Source organism: Mesorhizobium quangtriensis (genome assembly GCF_040081925.1).
Taxonomy (GTDB): domain Bacteria; phylum Pseudomonadota; class Alphaproteobacteria; order Rhizobiales; family Rhizobiaceae; genus Mesorhizobium_K; species Mesorhizobium_K quangtriensis.
Genome location: NZ_JBEBMF010000001.1, coordinates 388,365 through 408,545 on the forward strand (window position 1 = coordinate 388,365; position 20,181 = coordinate 408,545).

General features: G+C 63.7%; 18 protein-coding genes. 11 read left to right on the top strand and 7 right to left on the bottom strand.

The window, feature by feature from the left end; all coding sequences use genetic code 11:
- Positions 1–315 precede the first annotated feature (315 nt).
- Positions 316–603 (bottom strand): GIY-YIG nuclease family protein, encoded by a 288-nt coding sequence (locus ABMA32_RS01995; protein ID WP_349012055.1) that lies wholly within the window; start codon positions 601–603, stop codon positions 316–318.
- 858 nt (positions 604–1,461) lie between these two features.
- Between ABMA32_RS01995 and ABMA32_RS02000 the strand changes: the two genes are divergently transcribed.
- The 4 genes from ABMA32_RS02000 to ABMA32_RS02015 all read left to right on the top strand — a co-directional run bounded on the left by ABMA32_RS02000 (position 1,462) and on the right by ABMA32_RS02015 (position 4,694).
- Complete coding sequence (locus ABMA32_RS02000) at positions 1,462–1,800, top strand: antibiotic biosynthesis monooxygenase (RefSeq protein ID WP_349012056.1); 339 nt, start codon at positions 1,462–1,464, stop codon at positions 1,798–1,800.
- A gap of 125 nt (positions 1,801–1,925) precedes the next feature.
- A complete protein-coding gene (locus ABMA32_RS02005) occupies positions 1,926–2,507 on the top strand; it encodes a sigma-70 family RNA polymerase sigma factor (RefSeq protein WP_349012057.1) in 582 nt (193 codons plus the stop codon).
- A gap of 14 nt (positions 2,508–2,521) precedes the next feature.
- Positions 2,522–3,166 (top strand): anti-sigma factor, encoded by a 645-nt coding sequence (locus tag ABMA32_RS02010; RefSeq protein ID WP_349012058.1) that lies wholly within the window; start codon positions 2,522–2,524, stop codon positions 3,164–3,166.
- Positions 3,156–4,694: a S8 family serine peptidase gene (locus ABMA32_RS02015; protein WP_349012059.1), complete on the top strand. Its 1,539-nt coding sequence runs from the start codon at positions 3,156–3,158 to the stop codon at positions 4,692–4,694. Before ABMA32_RS02010 ends, ABMA32_RS02015 begins: the two co-directional genes overlap by 11 nt.
- 4 nt (positions 4,695–4,698) lie before the next feature.
- Here the strand turns inward: ABMA32_RS02015 and ABMA32_RS02020 are convergent, their stop codons facing one another.
- Entirely contained in the window at positions 4,699–5,721 is a 1,023-nt protein-coding gene (locus ABMA32_RS02020) for a substrate-binding domain-containing protein (RefSeq protein WP_349012060.1), read from the bottom strand.
- A gap of 340 nt (positions 5,722–6,061) precedes the next feature.
- Between ABMA32_RS02020 and ABMA32_RS02025 the strand changes: the two genes are divergently transcribed.
- From ABMA32_RS02025 to ABMA32_RS02045, 5 genes are all read left to right on the top strand, one after another.
- Positions 6,062–7,420, top strand: coding sequence for an ABC transporter substrate-binding protein (locus ABMA32_RS02025; protein ID WP_349012061.1), 1,359 nt, complete (start codon positions 6,062–6,064; stop codon positions 7,418–7,420).
- Between the two features lie 141 nt (positions 7,421–7,561).
- Positions 7,562–8,572, top strand: a complete 1,011-nt coding sequence (locus ABMA32_RS02030; RefSeq protein WP_349012062.1) for a carbohydrate ABC transporter permease — start codon at positions 7,562–7,564, stop codon at positions 8,570–8,572.
- A 1-nt stretch (position 8,573) separates the two neighbouring features.
- Positions 8,574–9,728 (top strand): carbohydrate ABC transporter permease, encoded by a 1,155-nt coding sequence (locus tag ABMA32_RS02035; RefSeq protein WP_349012063.1) that lies wholly within the window; start codon positions 8,574–8,576, stop codon positions 9,726–9,728.
- Between the two features lie 22 nt (positions 9,729–9,750).
- Positions 9,751–11,400, top strand: a complete 1,650-nt coding sequence (bglA, locus tag ABMA32_RS02040) for a beta-galactosidase BglA (RefSeq protein WP_349013302.1) — start codon at positions 9,751–9,753, stop codon at positions 11,398–11,400.
- A 46-nt stretch (positions 11,401–11,446) separates the two neighbouring features.
- Complete coding sequence (locus ABMA32_RS02045) at positions 11,447–12,559, top strand: ABC transporter ATP-binding protein (protein ID WP_349012064.1); 1,113 nt, start codon at positions 11,447–11,449, stop codon at positions 12,557–12,559.
- 12 nt (positions 12,560–12,571) lie between these two features.
- Here the strand turns inward: ABMA32_RS02045 and ABMA32_RS02050 are convergent, their stop codons facing one another.
- From ABMA32_RS02050 to ABMA32_RS02070, 5 genes are read right to left on the bottom strand one after another with little or no spacing between them, the layout of a single operon-like run.
- Positions 12,572–14,476, bottom strand: coding sequence for an adenylate/guanylate cyclase domain-containing protein (locus ABMA32_RS02050; RefSeq protein WP_349012065.1), 1,905 nt, complete (start codon positions 14,474–14,476; stop codon positions 12,572–12,574).
- A 48-nt stretch (positions 14,477–14,524) separates the two neighbouring features.
- Positions 14,525–15,367, bottom strand: coding sequence for a metal ABC transporter permease (locus tag ABMA32_RS02055; RefSeq protein ID WP_349012066.1), 843 nt, complete (start codon positions 15,365–15,367; stop codon positions 14,525–14,527).
- Positions 15,364–16,200: a metal ABC transporter permease gene (locus ABMA32_RS02060; protein ID WP_349013303.1), complete on the bottom strand. Its 837-nt coding sequence runs from the start codon at positions 16,198–16,200 to the stop codon at positions 15,364–15,366. The genes ABMA32_RS02055 and ABMA32_RS02060 overlap by 4 nt, the downstream gene beginning before the upstream one ends.
- 32 nt (positions 16,201–16,232) lie before the next feature.
- The gene (locus ABMA32_RS02065; RefSeq protein ID WP_349012067.1) at positions 16,233–17,138 is read right to left on the bottom strand and encodes a manganese/iron ABC transporter ATP-binding protein; all 906 of its coding nucleotides are present in this window, start codon (positions 17,136–17,138) and stop codon (positions 16,233–16,235) included.
- Positions 17,139–17,154: 16 nt separating this feature from the next.
- On the bottom strand, positions 17,155–18,009 hold the full coding sequence (locus tag ABMA32_RS02070; RefSeq protein ID WP_349013304.1) for a metal ABC transporter substrate-binding protein: 855 nt from the start codon (positions 18,007–18,009) through the stop codon (positions 17,155–17,157).
- Positions 18,010–18,207: 198 nt separating this feature from the next.
- On the opposite strand from ABMA32_RS02070, the gene ABMA32_RS02075 reads away from it, so the two are divergent.
- Both ABMA32_RS02075 and gndA read left to right on the top strand, forming a co-directional pair.
- Complete coding sequence (locus ABMA32_RS02075) at positions 18,208–18,639, top strand: Fur family transcriptional regulator (RefSeq protein ID WP_349012068.1); 432 nt, start codon at positions 18,208–18,210, stop codon at positions 18,637–18,639.
- A gap of 116 nt (positions 18,640–18,755) precedes the next feature.
- Positions 18,756–20,177, top strand: a complete 1,422-nt coding sequence (gndA, locus tag ABMA32_RS02080) for an NADP-dependent phosphogluconate dehydrogenase (protein WP_349012069.1) — start codon at positions 18,756–18,758, stop codon at positions 20,175–20,177.
- The last annotated feature ends 4 nt before the right edge of the window (positions 20,178–20,181 follow it).

Sequence of the window (20,181 nt, forward strand, 5' to 3'; positions counted from 1 at the left end):
TTTTCCTCCGGTCCCCGCCCGGCCGGTGCGCGTGTTGTCAGCGGAAGGCGGGTGGTGACCGATGGCAAAACGCGCGGCGGATGGCAAGGTGGGGAGCGCACCTAGGCTGGGTAAGCGCATCCACCCCACACCTTCGTCATCCTAGGGCAAGCGAAGCGCGACCCTAGGATCCATGCCGTGACCGAGCGGCAGCACGACAACCGCTCGGGGCCCCGATCCTTGCCCTCGGCCCTCACGGCATGGATCCTCGGGTCAAGCCCGAGGATGACGAAGCGGGGGTAGGCTCTGTCCGGATAATCACCTCGGCAGCACCCCTCACCACCCAGTACCACGAAACAGCTCAAACCACTCCGGATTGGCCTTCTCGATAAGCTCGATCTTCCATTGTCGAGGCCAGCGTTTCAGCGACTTCTCGCGCTGGATGGCATCACGAATGTCGAAATGCTCCTCGTACCAGACGAGCCGCTGAACACCGTAGCGCGCGGTAAACTGTGAGCCCTTGCCGTCCTTGTGCTCGGGCATGCGCCGGCCGAGCGAGTTGGTCACGCCGATATAGATGGTGCCGCGCTTCTGGCTGGCGGTCATGTAGACGTAGCCGGTCATGCATCGACGGTATGAGAGAGGCGCAGAGGCAGCAAGGTCTGCAATGTTGCGTGCTTCGCGGATGGCACGGCATGGATCCTATGGTCTTCGCGACGGCCTTCGGCCTGCTTCGCCATAGGATGACGAATGCGCGGGGTTCTAGCGCTGTGGCAGCTTCCCGTGTGGATACACCCTCCGCCCAACCCCTTGATTTCATTCGCCCTATCAAAAAAATCCGCCCCGATTTATCCACACCCCTGCCACCTCCCGCATAATCCTCCGCATCGCTCTCGCGGGAACCGGGTCCGGACCGGGGATCAGGGAGGGCGACGGCGCCGGATCGGTCGCGCCGGAGCTGATGTCGGGCAGGCGGGCAACCGCCAGATATCATGCTCCATCGGTAGCGCGGCTGGGTGATGAGCCCCCAGGTCCGGGCCCTTGCGGAGACCAGCGGCAGCGGCCGTGTCCTCCCCCGGGGCAAGAACGCCGGACGGGCGGCCGCAAGGTCGCATGTAAACTACAAGATGAGCGATCGAACGGCCGCCCGTCTTCCCACCTCCCGCCACCGGGAGCGCTCTTTGACAAAGGCCAGACTGCGAAAGCAGGGCGTGGCAACGGGAAAGTGTGCGCCGACTTTGGCGATTGGCGGTTCCTCGCCCCTGCGAAGCGGGGGAGAGGTGGATCGGTCCGTAGGACCGAGACGGTGATGGGGAGCGATGGTCGCCATTTGAGCCCGACCGGGACATGAAGGCGCTAACACCCCCTCTCCGTCCCCTTCGCGGACACCTCTCCCGCGCTTCGCAGGGGCGAGGAACGCCACCAATCGACTCCATCCCCGTCCCGTGGCACAAGGAAACTCCCTGATCCGGAGCCTTGCGCATGCCAGACGAGATCATCCTGCGCCGCTGGACCGGCAAGGTCGCGACGGAGCGCGCCGCGGAGTATGCGAAATACATGGCCGAGACGGGCGCCGAGGAGATCGAGACGGCCGATGGCAATCTCGGCCACCAGATCACGCTGCGCGACCTCGGCAACGGCGCCACCGAGATCACCGCCCTGTCCTGGTGGCGGGACATGGACGCCGTGCGCGCCTTTGCCGGCGACGATTGTGAGCGCGCACGCTATTTCACGGTGGACGAGATCTACCTGATCGAGAAACCCGACACGGTCGAGCACCACGTGGTCGTCGCGCACGAATATACGTTCCGCATCGGTTGATAAGGCCGGGCTTACCTAAAACGCAAACGTAGGATCCGGTGTTGACAGGAACTGTCCGAGTGCAAAAATCGGAAAATCCGGTGAACCTTTCGCCTGATACGCGCGACTGAGCCTGCAGGAGCCCCATGGTTGGCACGACCGCAGCATCCGGCCAGCAGTCCGACAGCGAACTCGTTGAGCGGGTCGCGCATGGCGATCGCGCCGCCGTAAGGCTCCTGTTCATGCGCCACCACGCCCGGGTTTACCGGTTCGTCGCGCGCCAGACGGGATCGGATATGATGGCTGACGACATCGCGAATGAGGTTTTCCTGGAATTGTGGCGGCAGGCCCCGGCCTTCGAGGGCAGCTCCGAGGTTTCCACATGGCTGCTCGGTATCGCTCGTTTCAAGGCGCTGTCAGCGCTGCGACGCAAGAAGGAAGAGACGATCGACGATGACGCGGCCGCCGCCATTCCCGATACAGCCGACACGCCGGAAGTCGCCCTGTTGAAGGACGACAAGGCGGTCGCGCTGCGCCGGATGATCAACGCGCTGCCGGAGGAACACCGCACCGTCATCGACCTTGCCTACTACCACGCGAAGTCGGTCGCCGACATCGGCGAGATACTGTCGATCCCGGTCGCGACGGTGAAGACCCGCATGTTCTATGCCCGCAGGAAACTCGGCGAAGCGCTCCAGGCCGCCGGCTTCGAAAGGGGATGGCCATGACATCGGAGGACAGGATGACCAGCCGCGACGAGCTGGAAGCGCTGCTGCCCTTCTACCTGAACGGCACGCTGGACGAGGTCGATCTCGCGGCCATCGAGGAATGGCTGGCGACCGATCCGGAAGCCGTCGCCGCGCTGGAAGCCGCCGAGCTCGAGTTTGCCGGCACGGCCGAAGCCAATGAGGCGATCCGGCCGCCGGCCGAAGCGCTGGCGCGCTTTTCCGCGGCGCTCGATGCCGAAGCAGGGCAGACGGCTGCTGTCGACGTGCCTTCCATCCTGGCCCGCTTCTGGGCGGGTTTCTGGGCCATCCCCGCAAGCGTTGCCTGGGCAACGGCTGCGGCGGCGGTTGCGCTCGTGCTGGTGCAGACCATCCTTGGACCATACGAACGTTCCGGGCCGGTCGAGATCGCCGGCAGCGGGCAGAACGACATGCCGTTCGTGCTGGTCACCTTCAAGCCGGAGGCGACCCTTGCCGACGTGTCCGCCTTCCTGTCCGAACAAGGCGCGACCATAGTTTCCGGTCCGGCGCCCGGCGGCATCTACAAGATAGGCATCCCGGCCAAGACCGCCGCCGAGTACGACCGCATCGCCGGCCTTATTGCTGCCCAGCCCTTCGCGGACACTGTGCTGACCGGGAGGAAGCCGGGCAATGGCAGCTAGCACGACGCTTATCTTCAGGACGATCCTTCTGGCGGCGGGCCTCCTCGCCGCCGTGCCCGTTCTCGCGCAGACCAACGATCCGAACCTCACGGACGAGGATATCGAATGCCTGCGCCAGCAGGCGGCGGGTCACGACTGCGCGCCCGCACCGAACGAACCCGCCGCAAATGACCCAACCTCCAGCGAACCTGAGCAGGAGCCTGCACCCGACGCCGGCGGGGCGGGACAGCCGGCTGAGCCAACCGCCCCGGCACCGGAAGATAAAACGCCGGCCAACAAGACCAGTGGCGATGCTGCTCTCCCGGGCGCGGTTGCCCTGCCCGAACTGATCGTCGATCTGTTTCCGAATCCGACGCCCGGCGTGGAGCCAGAACCGCCGGCTGTGACCGCCGACACGGCGTCGCCCGCCGCCTCACCACCGCTAACCGACGCGCCCGGCGCTTCGCCCCCTATTGCCGCGCCCGTTGCGGTGCAGGGCGCATTCGTTCCCGACGAGGTGCTGGTCACCGTAGAAGGTGGCGCGGCCGTTGCCGCCGACATAGCGTCCGCCTTCGGGCTGGAAATTCGTTCGCAGCGCACGTCGACGCTGCTGGGCTCGACCGTCGTGCGCTACGGTATTCCGGACGGACGCCCGGTCGGCGTGGTCCTCGCCCAGCTAGCCAGCGACGGCCGCGCGACGCGCCGGGTGCCCAACAGCGTCTTCACGCTTCAACAGGCCTCCAGCGTCGTCGGCTATGCCTTCCAGCGCATCGCCCTTTCGCCCGACAGCGCCAGCGGCGAAAATGTCCGCGTCGGCGTCATAGACACGGCGATCGACGAGACGCATCCAGCCATCCGCGAGGCAATAGCAGGCGAATTCGATGCGATGCCCGGCACCGAAGTCACCACGCGCGACCATGCCACCTCGGTCGCCGGACTGATCGCCGGCACGGGCGGGTTCCGCGGCATGGCGCCGGGCGCGAAAATCTACCATGCGCGCGCCTTCGAAGGCGGTCGATCGACCATGGACTTCATCCTCTCCGCGCTCGACTGGGCGGCTGAGCAGGAGGTCCGCATCATCAACATGAGCTTCGTCGGGCCGAAAAACGAGCTGCTGCAGGAAGCCTGCGATGCGGCGCGGTCCCGCGACATCGTGCTGGTGGCAGCCGCCGGGAACAATGGGCCGAAGGCGCCCTTCGGCTACCCCGCAGCCTATCCGGGCGTCATCGCGGTCACCGCGACCGACGACAAGGACGCGCTCATGCCGCAAGCCAATCGCGGCGGCTACATCTTCGTCTCCGCGCCGGGCGTGAACGTTCTGGCGCCTGCCGGCGGCGGCACCGACCTCGTCACCGGCACATCGTTCGCTGCAGCCGTCGTTTCCGGCGCCATCGCTAACCTCATCCGCGCCGCGCCGGATCGTTCGGCCGACTGGATCGAGGCCGCGCTCTCTACGACTGCCAAGGATCTCGGGAACGCGGGCCGCGATTCCGATTTCGGCTATGGCCTGATCGATGCTTCAGCCGCGAATTCGATGGGCAACGAATAGCCGGCTAATTTTTGGCTGTCGCTATCGAGGCTCGGACGACCAGATCGACGGGCCAGACCTCTCCCCGCGGCTCTGTCTCCTGCCGGGAAATCCTCGCCGCCAACCGTTCCGCCACGCGCTCTCCGGCCGCGCGGATCGAGGATCGCGTCGTGGTCAGCGGTACGGAGAAATTCTCCGGCTTCAGCCACGGGAACACGTCGTCATGGGCGATCAGCGATACGTCGCCGGGAATACTCAGCCCAAGATCGCGGATCGCGCGAACGACACCGAGCGCCATGATCAGCGAGGAACACAGGATAGCCGTCGGCGGCTCGCTTCCGCGCAGCAGGCTGTTTGCGGCCCGAAAGCCGTTCTCCTCCGTCATCGCCAGCGACCGGATGCGCTCCGGCGGCAGGGAAAGGCCACTAGCCAGCAGCGCCTTGCGCGCACCCCGCTCGCGAAAGATCGCGAAGGTTTGGCTGGTATCGCCATTGATCAGCGCGATCCTCTTGTGGCCGAGTTGCAGCAGCAACCGCGCGGCGTCATGAAAAGCTGCCTCATTGTCGATGTCGATATGGGCGTAGTCGAAATCCAGCCCCTCGCTTCGTCCATGCACGATGAAGGGCAGGCCGAGCTGGTTCAGCAGCACGATGCGTCGATCCGCCGGGCGCGGCGACGAAACGTAGACTGCATCGACCTGCTTGTTGGCCACCACGCGGCGATAGGTCGTTTCTTCGTCGTCCGCCGTCGTGGGCGAGAGAACCAGGTCGAGTTCGTGGCCGCGCGCGTAGTCGCCGAGACCGGACAGAAATTCGACGAAATGCGGATCGATGTCGACAGAAGCCCCGGTGGGCATCACATAGCCGATCATGCCGGCCTTGCCGGTCGCGAGCCGCCTTGCGCTCGGGTTGGGTCGGTAGCCGTGGCGCTTGGCTGCGTCGGCCACCCTGCGACGCGTCTCCTCGCTCACTTCGGGATAACCGTTCAGCGCACGGCTAACCGTGGTCTGGGACAGCGCAAGCATATGGGACAGCTGTTTGAGGTTCACGGCAGGTCGATCGTCCAAAGCGCTTTCAAGTCAAATCGGAAAATCCCTCTCGGAGGGACCTTTAGACCCTACCAAGGATCTTTTCCTAGCGAAACAAAAACACGTCGAAATGTACTCAGAATCCTTACTGCGCTGCAGCAATAGTGCATGCCCGACACCTTTCTCATACCAAAAGGCGCTTGACACATTTCCGGTTCGGTGTCGTTATATCGGCAGCCAAAGCGCTTTGGCTTGCCACTTTGGTCGGTTGCGACCGACCTGATCCTGAGGCAAGCTAGAAGCAGGTCGCGGACGGAATGGAGGTTCCGTCGCCGGTATCTGTTCACAGGGAGGAATGCCTATGAAGAAGACCCTTTTACTGGGCGCGGCACTCGCAGCGCTTGCCTTCACGATCCCCGCATCATCCGCTGAACTCAAGTTCGCTCCGGGCGAGGATGCAAAGTTCAACTGGCAGAATTTCGAAGACCTCAAGAAGGTCGACCTCAAGGGCGAGACTCTGACCATTTTTGGTCCGTGGCGCGGTGAGGACGAGGCGTTGGTCCGTTCGGTCCTCGACTATTTCACCGAGGCAACCGGCGCGACGATCAACTATTCGTCGTCCGAGAACTACGAACAGCAAATTGTCATCGACACGCAGGCCGGCAGCCCGCCCAACATCGCGATCCTGCCGCAGCCCGGTCTCCTGCAGGACCTCGCCTCGAAGGGGCTGCTCGTTCCGCTGGGCGACGATGTCGCAACCTTCGTCAAGGACAATTATGGCGCCGGCCAGTCCTGGGTCGATCTTGGCACCTACAAGGACAAGGACGGCACGGAAAAGTTCTTCGCCTTTCCCTACAAGGCCGACCTGAAGTCGCTTGTCTGGTACGTGCCCGAGAATTTCGAGGAAGCCGGCTATGAAGTGCCGAAGACCTGGGAGGAGTTGCAGGCGCTGACCGACCAGATCGTCGCCGACGGCGGCACTCCATGGTGTATCGGGCTCGGTTCGGGCGGCGCCACCGGCTGGCCGGCGACCGACTGGGTCGAGGACATCATGCTGCGCACCGCGCTGCCCGAGACCTACGACAAGTGGACCACCAACGAGATTCCCTTCAACGATCCGGCCGTCGTTAACGCGCTGACCATCTTCGCCAACATCGCCACCAACGACAAATATGTCGACGGCGGCAAGGCGGCGGTCGCCGCGACGGACTTCCGTGACAGCCCGAAGGGCCTCTTCGGCCTGCCGCCGAAGTGCTACCTGCACCGCCAGGCGTCATTCATCTCGTCCTTCTTCCCGGAAGGCACGGTGCTGGGCGAAGATGCCGACTTCTTCTACCTGCCGCCCTTCGCCTCCAAGCCGGAACTCGGCACGCCGGTGCTCGGCGCTGGCACGCTCGTCGCCATCACCAAGGACTCCAAGGCCGCGCGCGAATTCATCAAGTTCCTCGAAATGCCGCTCGCCCACGAGATCTGGATGGCGCAGTCCGGCCTGCTGTCGCCGCTCAAGACGGTGAATCAGGACGCCTATGCCAACGCTGCGTTGAAGAAGCAGGGCGAGATCCTCGTCAACGCATCGACCTTCCGCTTCGACGGCTCCGACCTGATGCCGGGCAAGATCGGCGCGGGTGCCTTCTGGACCGGCATGATCGATCTCGTCGGCGGCAAATCCCCCGAGGCGGTCGCGACCGACATCCAGAAAAGCTGGGACGCCATCAAGTAAAGACTGCATGCGGGTTGCCTTTCCGGCATCCAGCGCCTCATCCGATTTCGACCCGGGCCTTCCGGCCCGGGTCAAGACTGCAAGACGCCTGCCCGAACGGCGCGTGCGCCGTGGCCAGGCGCGGCAACAGGGGAGGATAAAGTGGCTTCTCAGATACTTTCGGCCATCATCACGATCATCATCGGCGTCGGCGGGGCCATCGCCTATTTCTGGGGCGCGAACAAACTTCTCGACCTGATCTTTCCGTCGCGCGGCGTGACCGGAATGGCCGCCGTGAACAATCTGCGTCGGCAGGGCCTGATCCGCCCCTGGCTTTTCATCGGCCCCGCGCTGCTGATCCTGGTCGTCTACCTGATCTATCCCGTCGTCCAGACGCTCTACCTCTCCTTCCATGACCGCGCGGGCGAAAACTTCGTCGGCCTTGCCAACTATTCGTGGGCCTTCGGCGACCGCGAGTTCCGCAACTCCATCTTCAACAACATCCTCTGGCTGGCCGTCGTGCCCGCCGCCTGCACCTTCCTCGGCCTCGTCATTGCCGTGCTCACCGACAAGATCTGGTGGGGAACGATCGCCAAGAGCCTGATCTTCCTGCCGCTCGCCATCTCCTTCGTCGGCGCCAGCGTGATCTGGAAATTCATCTACGAGTATCGCGGCGACGGGCAGGTTCAGATCGGCCTGCTCAACGCCATCGTGCAGTGGTTGGGCGGGTCGCCGCAGGTCTGGATATCGCTGCCCTTCTGGAACAACTTCTTCCTGATGGTCATCCTGATCTGGATCCAGACCGGCTTTGCCATGGTGATCCTGTCGGCCGCGCTGCGTGGCATTCCGGAAGAGACGATCGAGGCCGCCGTGATCGACGGAGCCAATCCGTTCCAGATATTCTGGCGGATCATGATCCCGCAGATATGGGGCACGATCGCCGTCGTGTGGACGACCATCACCATCCTGGTGCTCAAGGTCTTTGACATCGTGCTGACCATGACCAACGGCCAGTGGAACAGCCAGGTGCTCGCCAATCTCATGTTCGACTGGATGTTCCGCGGCGGCGGCGATTTCGGGCGTGGCGCAACCATCGCCATCATCATCATGATCGCCGTGCTGCCGATCATGATCTGGAACATCCGGCAGGCCAACAAAGAGGGAGGGCGCTGAGATGGCCAACGCACGCGGTAAATCCTTCCTCGGCAAGTTCGGCGTCCATCTCGCCGTTCTCGTCTTCGTCATCATCTGGACGATCCCGACGCTCGGGATCCTCGTCTCGTCGCTGCGCGACAAGGACCAGATCATCGCGTCCGGCTGGTGGAACGCATTCGCCAGTTCAACACAGACGGAGGCCGGACGCCTGCCTGCGCCGGAAAGCCAGGTCGAGAAGGACGGCAAGTTCGTCATCGAGGGCAACATCTTCGGTGACGCACCGGCACGCGAGGTCAGCGCCTTCGGCCTGCGCTCCGCAGCACCGACGCAATATACCGTCGGCGAGACGGCCGATCTCGGCGATGGCGTGACGCTGCAGATCAACGCGGACGGCAGCTTCGTCATGACGTCGCCCGTGGCTTTCGAAGGCACGCGCGGCCAACGCATCTATTATGCCTCGTCCGCGCCGCCCCGCTTCACGACTGAGAATTACGAGACGGTGCTGTTTTCCGAAGGCATCGGTCGATCCTTCATAAACTCGCTGACGGTGACCGTCCCGGCCACCATCATTCCGATCATGATCGCGGCCTTCGCCGCCTATGCGCTCGCGTGGATGCGCTTTCCCGGCCGCGCGCTCATCATCGCCACCATCATCGGCCTTCTCGTCGTGCCGCTGCAGATGACGCTGATCCCGCTCCTCCAGCTCTACAACGGCGTCGCGCTCTTCTTCGGCGTGCCGTCCAAGACCTATCTCGGCATCTGGCTGGCGCATACCGGCTTCGGCCTGCCCTTCGCCATCTATCTGCTGCGAAGCTACATGGCTGGCCTGCCCAAGGAACTGATGGAATCGGCGCGCATCGACGGCGCCAGCGACTTCGAGATCTTCCTCAAGATCGTGCTGCCGCTGTCCTTCCCTGTGCTGGCGTCCTTCGCCATCTTCCAGTTCCTCTGGGTCTGGAACGACCTGCTCGTCGCCATGGTCTTCCTCAAGACCGATGCGAGCGAACTGGTCCTCACGGCCAAGCTCAACGCGCTGCTCGGCTCGCGCGGCGGCGACTGGGAAATCCTCACCACGTCGGCCTTCGTCACTATCCTCGTGCCGCTCGCCGTGTTCTTCTCGCTACAGCGCTATTTCGTCCGCGGCCTGCTCGCGGGCTCCGTGAAAGGAGGCTGACCTCTTGTCGGCAATACGTGAAATGAAGGTTCAGCCGGAACTTGCTCCCGACCGCGACTGGTGGCGCGGCGCGGTGATCTACCAGATCTATCCGCGCAGCTATCAGGACTCGAACGGGGATGGTGTCGGCGATCTGAAGGGCATCATTCAGCGACTGCCCTACATCGCCTCGCTCGGCGTCGATGCGATCTGGATTTCGCCCTTCTTCAAGTCGCCGATGAAGGATTTTGGCTATGACGTCTCCGACTATCGCGACGTCGATCCGATGTTCGGAACGCTCGCCGATTTCGATGCGCTGATTGCCGAGGCGCACAGGCTCGGCCTGCGCGTGATGATCGACGAGGTGATCTCGCATACGGCAGACATCCACCCGTGGTTCGCGGAAAGCCGGTCGAGCAAGGACAATCCGAAGGCGGACTGGTATGTCTGGGCGGACGCGAAGCCGGACGGCACGCCGCCCAACAACTGGCTGGCGATCTTCGGTGGCTCGGCATGGCAGTGGGACACGCGCCGCCAGCAATATTATCTGCATAATTTCCTGGCCGAGCAGCCGGACCTGAACTTCCACAACCCGCAAGTGCAGGATGCCCTGCTCGACGTCACGCGCTTCTGGCTGGAGCGCGGCGTCGACGGTTTCCGTCTCGACACGATCAACTTCTACTTCCACTCGCAGGGGCTGGAGAACAATCCGGCGCTGCCGCCGGAAGAGCGCAACGACCAGACCGCGCCGTCGGTCAACCCGTACAATTATCAGGACCATATCTACGACAAGAGCCGGCCCGAGAACCTCGCCTTCCTCGAGCGATTCCGTGCGCTTCTCGACGAATATCCGGCGACTGCGGCCGTTGGCGAAGTCGGCGACTCGCAGCGGGGCCTCGAAGTCGTCGCCGCCTACACGGCGGGCGATCACCGGGTGCAGATGTGCTACGCCTTCGACTTCCTCGCGCCCGAGAAGATCGGCGCATCGAAGGCGCGGTCCGTGCTGGAGGCCTTCGGCCGGGTGGCCAGCGACGGCTGGTCATGCTGGGCCTTCTCGAACCATGACGTGGTGCGCCACGCCACGCGCTGGGCGGCAAGCGAGCCCAATCCGCTCGCCTATCTCAAGGTCGTCTCCGCGCTTCTCATGTCTCTGCGCGGTTCCGTCTGTCTCTATCAGGGCGAGGAGCTCGGCCTGACCGAGGCGACGATTTCCTACGAAGACTTGCAGGACCCCTACGGCATTCGTTTCTGGCCTGAATTCAAAGGACGCGACGGCTGTCGCACGCCGATGGTTTGGGACGGCGGCAAGGCCAATGGCGGTTTCTCCGATGTAAGACCCTGGCTGCCGGTGGCGACAGAGCACCTCCCTCTGGCTGTCAACCGGCAGCAGGGCAACCCGGAATCCCTGCTCGAACATTACAGGCGCTTCCTTGCCTTCCGCCGGAACTACCCGGCGCTGGTGAAGGGCGACATCGAGTTTCTGGCCGTCGAAGGCGACGCGCTTGCCTTCGCGCGGAGCGAGGGCAACGAGCGCATCGTCTGCGCCTTCAACCTCGGATCGGACCCTGCGACCATCGACCTCGGCGCGGGCAAGGGCGGGCAGCCGATCGGCGGTCACGGCTTCTCTGCCAGCGCCGACGGCGGCAGGATAGAATTCCAGGGTTATGGAGCATGGTTCGGCCGGCTGGACTAGTTCGGCCGGCCGGAATACAAGGACAAGGAAACGTCAGGAGCAGACCATGGCAGATCTCACGCTGAGGCAGATCAAGAAGTCCTACGGCGCCATCCACATCCTTCACGGCATCGACCTGGACATCAAGTCGGGCGAGTTCATCGTTTTCGTAGGTCCGTCCGGCTGCGGAAAGTCGACTCTCCTGCGCACCATCGCCGGCCTTGAGGAGATCACGTCGGGCGAACTCAAGATCGCCGGCGACGTCGTCAACGACGTGCCTCCGTCGAAGCGCGGCATCGCCATGGTGTTTCAGTCCTATGCGCTCTATCCGCACATGACCGTCTACGACAACATGGCCTTCGGCATGAAGATCGCGGGCGAAAGCAAGTCCGAGATCGACCGCCGCGTTAAGCAGGCGGCGGACATCCTGCAGCTCACCAAATATCTCGACCGCCTGCCCAAGGCGATGTCGGGCGGCCAGCGCCAGCGTGTCGCCATCGGCCGCGCCATCGTGCGCAACCCGAAGGTCTTCCTGTTCGACGAGCCGCTTTCCAACCTCGACGCCGCCCTGCGCGTCGCCACCCGCATCGAGATCGCCAAGCTCAAGGAATCGATGCCTAACACGACGATGATCTACGTCACGCACGACCAGGTCGAGGCGATGACGCTGGCCGACCGCATCGTCGTGCTGAAGGATGGACGCGTGGAACAGGTCGGCACGCCGATGGAGCTTTATCACCATCCGGGCAATCTGTTCGTCGCGCAGTTCATCGGCTCGCCTGCCATGAATATCGTGCCGGCGACGGTCGAGAAGGCCGGCTCCACGACATCGATCGCGATCACGGGCGGCCTCAAGGCCGAGGTTCCTGTCGCGACACCTGCCGATGCCGCAGGCGCATCGATCAGCTTCGGCGTCCGGCCGGAGGATCTGCGCGTTGCCACCGGCGGGAGCGTGCTGTTCGAGGGCAAGGTCGACTACATCGAGCAGCTCGGCGAGGTTCAGCTCGTCTATCTCGACATCGGCCGCGCGGACGCGCCGCTGGTCGTCAAGCTGCCGGGCAACACGCCGCTGAAGCGCGGCGAGGTGCTGAAGGTGGATGCCGATCCCGCCACGCTGCACATCTTCAACGCCGAAGGCCGTTCCTTTGCGCGCGTCGCGACGCCGGCAATCGCTGCATAGGAAAAGCTTCGCCTAGGCCGCGCCCGCCTGCTGCCTTAAGGCGACTGACTCGCCAACGTCGCCGACAAGAAAAACTTCGACCGGCTCGCCGCGCCCCCGCAGCCGGTGCAGGCCGGCGGAGGTTACCTCGAAACGCTCGTCGAGGCGAGAAGCCGTTTCGGCCGAGATGGCGATCGCCGTCTCTTCCTGCGGGGCGAGTTCCTTGCCCATCCCCTCCAGCCTCTGGCTGACATTCACCGTGTCGCCGATGATCGTATAGTTCACCCGGTCGGACGCGCCGATGTTGCCTACGACGACCGGCCCGGTATGGATGCCTATCCGAACACGCAGAGCCGGGCGGCCTTCCGCCGCCGCGGCCTTGTTGTCGGCCGCGATATCGTGGCGTATCTGGATGGCGGCGCGTACCGCTGCCGCCGCATGGCCTTTCAGCCGGTCCGGCGCGCCGAAGAACGCCATCATCCCGTCACCCAGGAACTTGTCCACCGTGCCGCCATGGGCATCGATGGCGCGGCACAGCAAAGCGAAATGGCGGTTGAGCAGGTCGGAAGCGACCGTGACGTCCAGCTCTTCCGAGAGCGTCGTGAAGCCCACGATGTCCGTGAACATCACGGTGACAATGGCCTCATGCGGCTCCGCAACGCCGATCTCGCCCGAGCGCACCAGCTTGGCGACGAGCGAGCGCGGGATATAGGTCGAGAAGGCCCGCAGCCCGACCAGCATGGCGTTGAAGGCCAGCGCCTGTTCGTCCAGTTCCTTAACCCGGCTGCGCGGCAGTGGCTCGACATCGTCCAGATCGAAATTGGCAACTCGGGTGGCCTGTCCGGCGATCTGTCCGATCGGGCGCGATAGACGCCTTCCCAATAGGATCGCGACGATGACAGCGGCTGCCATCGCGCCAAGCCCGAGCATGGCGGATCCGACCACGCGCTCGACTTCGCGTCCGATCTCGCTGCCCTGAAAGTAGGCTCCGATCGTCCAGGGTTCGGCTCCGTAGCCCGATATCTGGCGGGTAATGGCTACGTAGCCGTCGCCATTCCACCAGTTTCTGTCTTCTCCATCGACATTGATCTCGGAAAGCTCCACGTCCCGCGTTCGTCCATTGCCAAACTGGTCGCCGGCTTGGCGGCTCGGATAGGCTGCCAGAACCGGATCGCCATAGGCGGAAAGCGGCATCAAGGGCCGGATCCCGTCCGAGCCGACCGGCCGGTCGGCCAGCCGCTGGTCGGCGATGATGCGGTCCTCGCCATCCAGGATAAAGGCGTGCGTGCCGAACCGCGAGGAGAGGTCACGCGTGATCTCGGACAGCTTGTGCAGTTCGACCGCCGCGATGACCCAGCCCTGCGCCACACCGTCGCGCACGAGCGGCATCGACACATTGGCAAACAGGCCGTGTTCATTGGTGACGAACGAGCCCCAGACCAACCCTTCGGATTTGCTGCGCTCCGCGAGCGCTGCTCGCATTTGCGGCGTCTTCTCGGCCTCAGCCAGAAGCGGCTCGATACGGCCATCGGCTTGGCGCGCGACACCGCGGCACACAACGTCTGGCGTACAGATCAGCATCGCGGTGGCCGGTCGCGCCCCCGCCAGCGCGCCCGAGAGGGCCGCTGTCATCCTGTTGTCGTCTATCTCGAACTCGCTATCCGCATAGAGCCGGGACACGCCGTTGACCGCGCCTTCGGCCTGCCCCATCTCCGCGCGCAGCGAATCCTCCATTGCGTCGACGAGCAAGGTCGACTGCGCGCCCAACAGGTCGAGCGTATTGCGGACATTCGCCCAAACCGTCAGCGCCAGCACGCCGCCGATCGATAGGAGCACCAGGGCGCCGAAGCTCAGCGCCATGATCGCCGCGACGGGAATGCGCCGCCGTTGTTTTTCGGCGGACCGGACGAAACGCACGGGTTCGGTCGATGACTCCATGCCGGCAAATGTCCCTACGAATCGGCCAAATGCAAGGCCGTGGGTACTTCAGCCGGCTTCGGCGGTTCGCTCAGCCCGCGCAGCCTGAAGCCGGGAAACGACGAACGCCATCACGAAGACGACAGACAGGAGCAGCACGATGGTTGGAGCCGGCGCGCTGTCGATGAAGAAGGACAGATAGACGCCGAGGAACGAGCCCGCCATCGCAATTAACAATGACAGCATGAGCATGGCACTGAACCGCCGCGTCAGCAGGAAGGCGATCGCGCCCGGGGCGATCAGCATGGCGATCGACAGGATGATGCCGACTGCCTGCAGCGCACCGACGATGGTGAGCGAAATCAGCGCCAACAGTCCGTAGTGCAGCAGGTTGACGCGAAGCCCGATGGCGCGCGCCTGCGCCGGGTCGAACGCGTGCAGCAGGAAGTCCTTCCACTTGATGGCGATGATGCCGGCCGTCAGCGCGGCGATCGCCGCCGCCTGCGCGATGTCGCCCAACGACACGCCGAGCATGTCGCCGAACAGGATGTGGTCGAAATGCACGTCGGACTGGATCTTCACGTAGAGGACGAGTCCCAGCCCGAACATGCCGGAAAAGACGATGCCCATCACGGTGTCCTGCTTGATGCGGCTGTTGTCCTTCAGGAAGCCGGTGGCGACGGCGCAGAACATGCCGGCCACGAATGCGCCGATGGCATAGGGGAAGCCCACGATGTAGGCGATCACCACGCCCGGGAAGACGCCGTGGCTGATCGCGTCGCCCATCAGCGACCAGCCCTTCAGCACCATGAAGCAGGACAGCAGCGCCATCGGCACGGCGACCAGTGTCGAGATCACCAGCGCATTGACCATGAAGTCGAACTGGAAGGGCTCTAGCAGCATGTCAATCATGCTCCGCCCTCCAGCGCCTGTGCCTCCAGCGCCTGTGCCGCCCGCCGCCGTGCCGCCAGCATGCCGTGCTTGGGTGCGAAGAAGAACGCAATCAGGAAGATCACGGTCTGCAACACGACGATGATGCCGCCCGTAGCCCCGTCGAGGAAGTAGCTCGCATAGGCGCCGACGAAGCTGGTGACCGAGCCGATCAGCACCGCAATCACGAGTAGGCGCGGAAACCGGTCGGTCAGCAGGTAGGCCGTCGCGCCCGGCGTCACCACAAGGCAGATGACGAGGAACGCACCGACCGTCTGCAGCGCTGCGACCGTCGATGCCGACAGCAACATGAAGAACATGATCTTGAGAGCGGTCGGCTTGAGGCCGATCGATCGCGCGTGGCTTTCGTCGAAGAAGACGACCATCAGGTCCTTCCACTTCACCAGCAGGATCGCCAGCGACACGAAGCCGATGATGGCGAGTTGCAGCGTGTCGCCGGGCGTGATCGCCAGGATGTTGCCTAGTACGATGGTCTGGATGTTGACCGAGGTCGGCGAGATCGAGATCATGAACAGGCCAAGCCCGAAGAAGGCCGAGAAGATCAAGCCGATGATTGCATCTTCCTTCAGCTTGGTGCGCTGGTTGAGGAACAGCATGGCAGCGGCCGCAAGACCGCCCGAGAAGAAGGCGCCGATGGCGAACGGCAGGCCAAGCATGTAGGCGCCCGCCACGCCGGGCACGATCGAATGCGAGAGCGCGTCGCCGATCAGCGACCAGCCTTTCAGCATCAGATAGCAGGACAGGAAGGCGCAGACCCCGCCGACCAGCGCCGATACCCACATGGCGTTGACCATGTAGCCGTAGGAAAAGGGCTCCAGCCAGAAGCTCACTTGCGCTCCCCGCTGGACTTCTGCTCCATCTTGCCCTTCTCGCCATAGAAGACCAGCGGCCGCTCGTCGTCGGTGAAGACGGAAACACGCCGGCGGTCGTCGTCATCATGCAGATGCTCGCCGCCCAGCACGAAATGGCGCAGGACACCGCCGAAGGTCTTTTCCAGGTTCGCCTGCGTGAAGGTTTCCGCCGTTGGCCCGTACGCCAGCACCGTTCCCTTGATGAAGATGGTGCGGTCGCAGAATTCCGGCACCGAGCCGAGATTGTGCGTCGACACCAGCATCACCCGGCCCTCGTCGCGAAGCTCGCGCAGCAGGCCGATGATCTGGTCCTCGGTCTTCACGTCGACGCCGGTGAAGGGTTCGTCCAGCAGGATGACGCGGCCGTCCTGTGCAAGCGCGCGGGCGAGGAAGACGCGCTTCTTCTGGCCACCTGAAAGCTCGCCGATCTGGCGCTTGCGGAACTCCGTCATGTTGACGCGGGCCAGCGCTTCATCGACGGCCGCGCGATCGGCAGCTTTTGGCCTGCGCATCATGCCCATATGGCCGTAGCGGCCCATCATCACGACGTCTTCGACCAACACAGGAAAATTCCAGTCGACCTCCTCTGCCTGCGGCACATAGGCGACGAGGTTCTTGCGCAAGGCGTCGGCGACCGGCAGGCCGAGCACGCGAATGTCGCCTCTGGCGAGACGCACAAAGCCCATGATCGCCTTGAATAGCGTCGACTTGCCCGATCCATTGACGCCGACAAGTGCTGCGATGGTGCCGGTGGGAATCTGGAAGCTGGCGTCACGTAGGGCCGTGAAGCCGTTGCGGTAGGTGACTGTCGCCTCCCTCACGGAGATACCGGCTCCAGAGTCGGAAACTGCGCTGCCCTGCCTGGCGGGTTGGACATTCATCGGCGTGAATTCACTTTCAGGAGGAGGGCGCCAATCCCTTGGCGATCGTGTCGGAGGTAATCCGCAGCATGTCGATATAGGTCGGCACAGGGCCGTCGGCCTCCGTAAGCGAATCGACATACAGCACACCGCCATATTTCGCGCCGGTCTCCTGCGCGACCTGTTCGGCCGGTGCCGGCGAAATCGTGCTCTCGGAGAAGACGACGGGGATGTCATGTTCGCGCACGGCATCGATGACCTTGCGGACCTGCTGGGGCGTGCCCTGCTGGTCGGCGTTGATCGGCCAGAGATAGAGTTCCTTCAGGCCAAAATCGTGCGCGAGATAGGAAAACGCGCCCTCGCTCGTCACCAGCCAGCGCTTGTCTTCAGGGACCTTGTCGAGTTCCGCCTTGATCGGCGCGATCGTCGCCGTGATCTTTACCTTGTAGGCTTCCGCGTTGGCCTTGTAGGTCTCGGCGTTGGCCGGGTCGTGCTCCACGAAGGCATCGCGAATATTGTCGACATAGATCAGCGCCGCCGTTGGCGACATCCATGCATGCGGGTTCGGCTTGCCGGTGTAGGGACCCTCGGCGATGCCCATCGGCTCGATGCCTTCGGAGACGATGACGCCCGGGACATCCTTCAGGTTGCGGAAGAAGCGCTCGAACCAGAGTTCGAGGTTCATGCCGTTCCAGAGCACGAGTTGGGCCCCCTGTGCTCGCCTGATATCACCCGGAGTCGGCTGGTAGTTGTGGATCTCCGCGCCCGGCTTTGTGATGGATTCGACCACCGCCGCATCGCCCGCGACATTCTGCGCGATGTCGGCGATCACGGTGAAGGTGGTCACCGCCTTGAACTTCTCCTGCGCGGCGACCTGCCCTGCAGCGGTCATGGCGGCAGCAAACACAAGCGCGGCTATCAGTCGTGTCATGGCATTCTCATCGCTTTTTCAGGTTGGTCTCCTTCAAATAGCGGCTGGGCAACGATCTGTCAATGCAGTTGCAACTCGTTTGCAACTAGACTGCGAGCCGATCCGCCTGTCGCGGCCTTTGGTTTTGCAACTGACTGTCAACTGGCCTATAGGGGAAACATGGTCAAACGAACGCCGAAACGGATCGACTACGAGAAGGAACTGCGCCGGCAGGGTGTGCGGATCACGCGCCAGCGCAGCGTCATCCTCGCCATCCTGTCGGAGACGGAAGATCACCCGGACGCGCTCGAAATCTTTCGGCGAGCCTCCGCGGAAGACCCCTCCATCTCGCTCTCGACCGTCTATCGCACGATGAAGCTGCTCGGCGACATGGGAGCGATCCACCGCCACGCCTTCGAGGGCGGGCCTTCGCGGTTCGAACACGCCGGCGGCGATCATCATGACCACCTGATCGACATAGAAACCGGCGACGTGATCGAGTTCAAGTCGGACCGGATCGAGCAGCTGCAGGACGAGATCGCGAAATCGCTGGGCTACGACATCGTGCACCACCGGCTCGAACTCTATGGCCGCAAGCGCCGCGCGGGCTAAGGGTTTTCACGAGATCACCGCATAGGTTGACGAAGCTTCATACGCGGGTCAAACATCCCGGCGAAATTACATCGAATTGCCGGCCCGTACCGGCGCTCAATCAAGGGATGGAAACAATGGCGGACGCCGAAATCGGACTGATCGGCCTTGGCGTTATGGGCTCGAACCTTGCCCTCAACATCGCCGAGAAGGGCAACAGGATCGCGGTGTTCAACCGCACGGTGGCCAAAACGCATCAGTTCAAGGCAGAAGCCGGCCCGCTTAGCGACATGATCGTTCCCTGCGAGACGATCGAAGACCTCGCCGCCGCGATCCGTCCGCCGCGTCCGGTCATCATCATGGTTCAGGCAGGCGCCGCCGTCGACGAGCAGATCGCGCATCTGCGCGGCGTTCTGTCGGCCAACGACATCATAATCGATGCCGGCAACGCCAATTTCCGCGACACGATGCGCCGCTTCAAGGAATTGGACGGCTCCGGCCTCACCTTCATCGGCATGGGCGTGTCGGGTGGAGAGGAGGGCGCGCGCCACGGCCCGTCGATCATGGTGGGCGGCACCGAGGCCTCATGGAAGCGCGTCGAAAAGGTACTGACCTCGATTGCCGCGAAATACGACGGAGAAGCCTGCGCGGCATGGCTGGGCACCGATGGAGCCGGCCATTTCGTCAAGACGATCCACAACGGCATCGAATATGCCGACATGCAGATGATCGCCGAGATTTACGGCATCCTTCGCGACGGGCTGGGAATGGGTGCGAAGGAGATCGGATCGGTCTTCGCTAAGTGGAACGAGGGCCGGCTCGATTCCTACCTGATCGAGATCACCGCCAAGGTGCTCGCGGCCGACGATCCGAAGACCGGCAAGCCTATGGTCGACATGATCCTCGACCGCGCCGGCCAGAAGGGCACCGGCAAATGGTCGGTCATCGAGGCGCAGCAGCTCGGCATCCCGGCAACCGCCATCGAGGCGGCCGTCGCCGCGCGCGTGCTCTCGTCGCTGAAGGATGAGCGCGTCGCCGCTGAGAAGGTTTATGGCGCCGGCGGCGTAAGCAAATTCACGGGCAAAAAGGACGAAGTGCTCGCCGATCTCGAATCCGCGCTCTTCGCCGGCAAGATCGCCGCCTATGCGCAGGGCTTCGCCGTCATGGCCGCGGCCTCGAAGGAATTCGGCTGGAACCTGCCGATGCCGACCATCGCAAAAATCTGGCGCGCCGGCTGCATCATCCGCTCCCAGTTCCTCGGCACGCTCGCAACGGCCTTCTCCGGCGGCCCCGTCACCAACCTGCTGATTGCTCCCGCCTTCGTCGCGATGATGAAGGAAGCGCATTCGGGCCTTCGCCGCATCGTGGCGCGCTCGGCCGAGGCCGGCCTGCCGACACCGGCGCTGTCCTCGGCGCTCGGCTATTTCGACAGCTACCGGCTCGGGCGCGGAACGTCGAACGTCATCCAGGCGCAGCGAGACTTCTTCGGCGCCCATGGTTTCGAGCGCATCGACGAGGCGGGCGCGCATCACGGCCCATGGGGCAGCGGCGCGGCCTGACGCA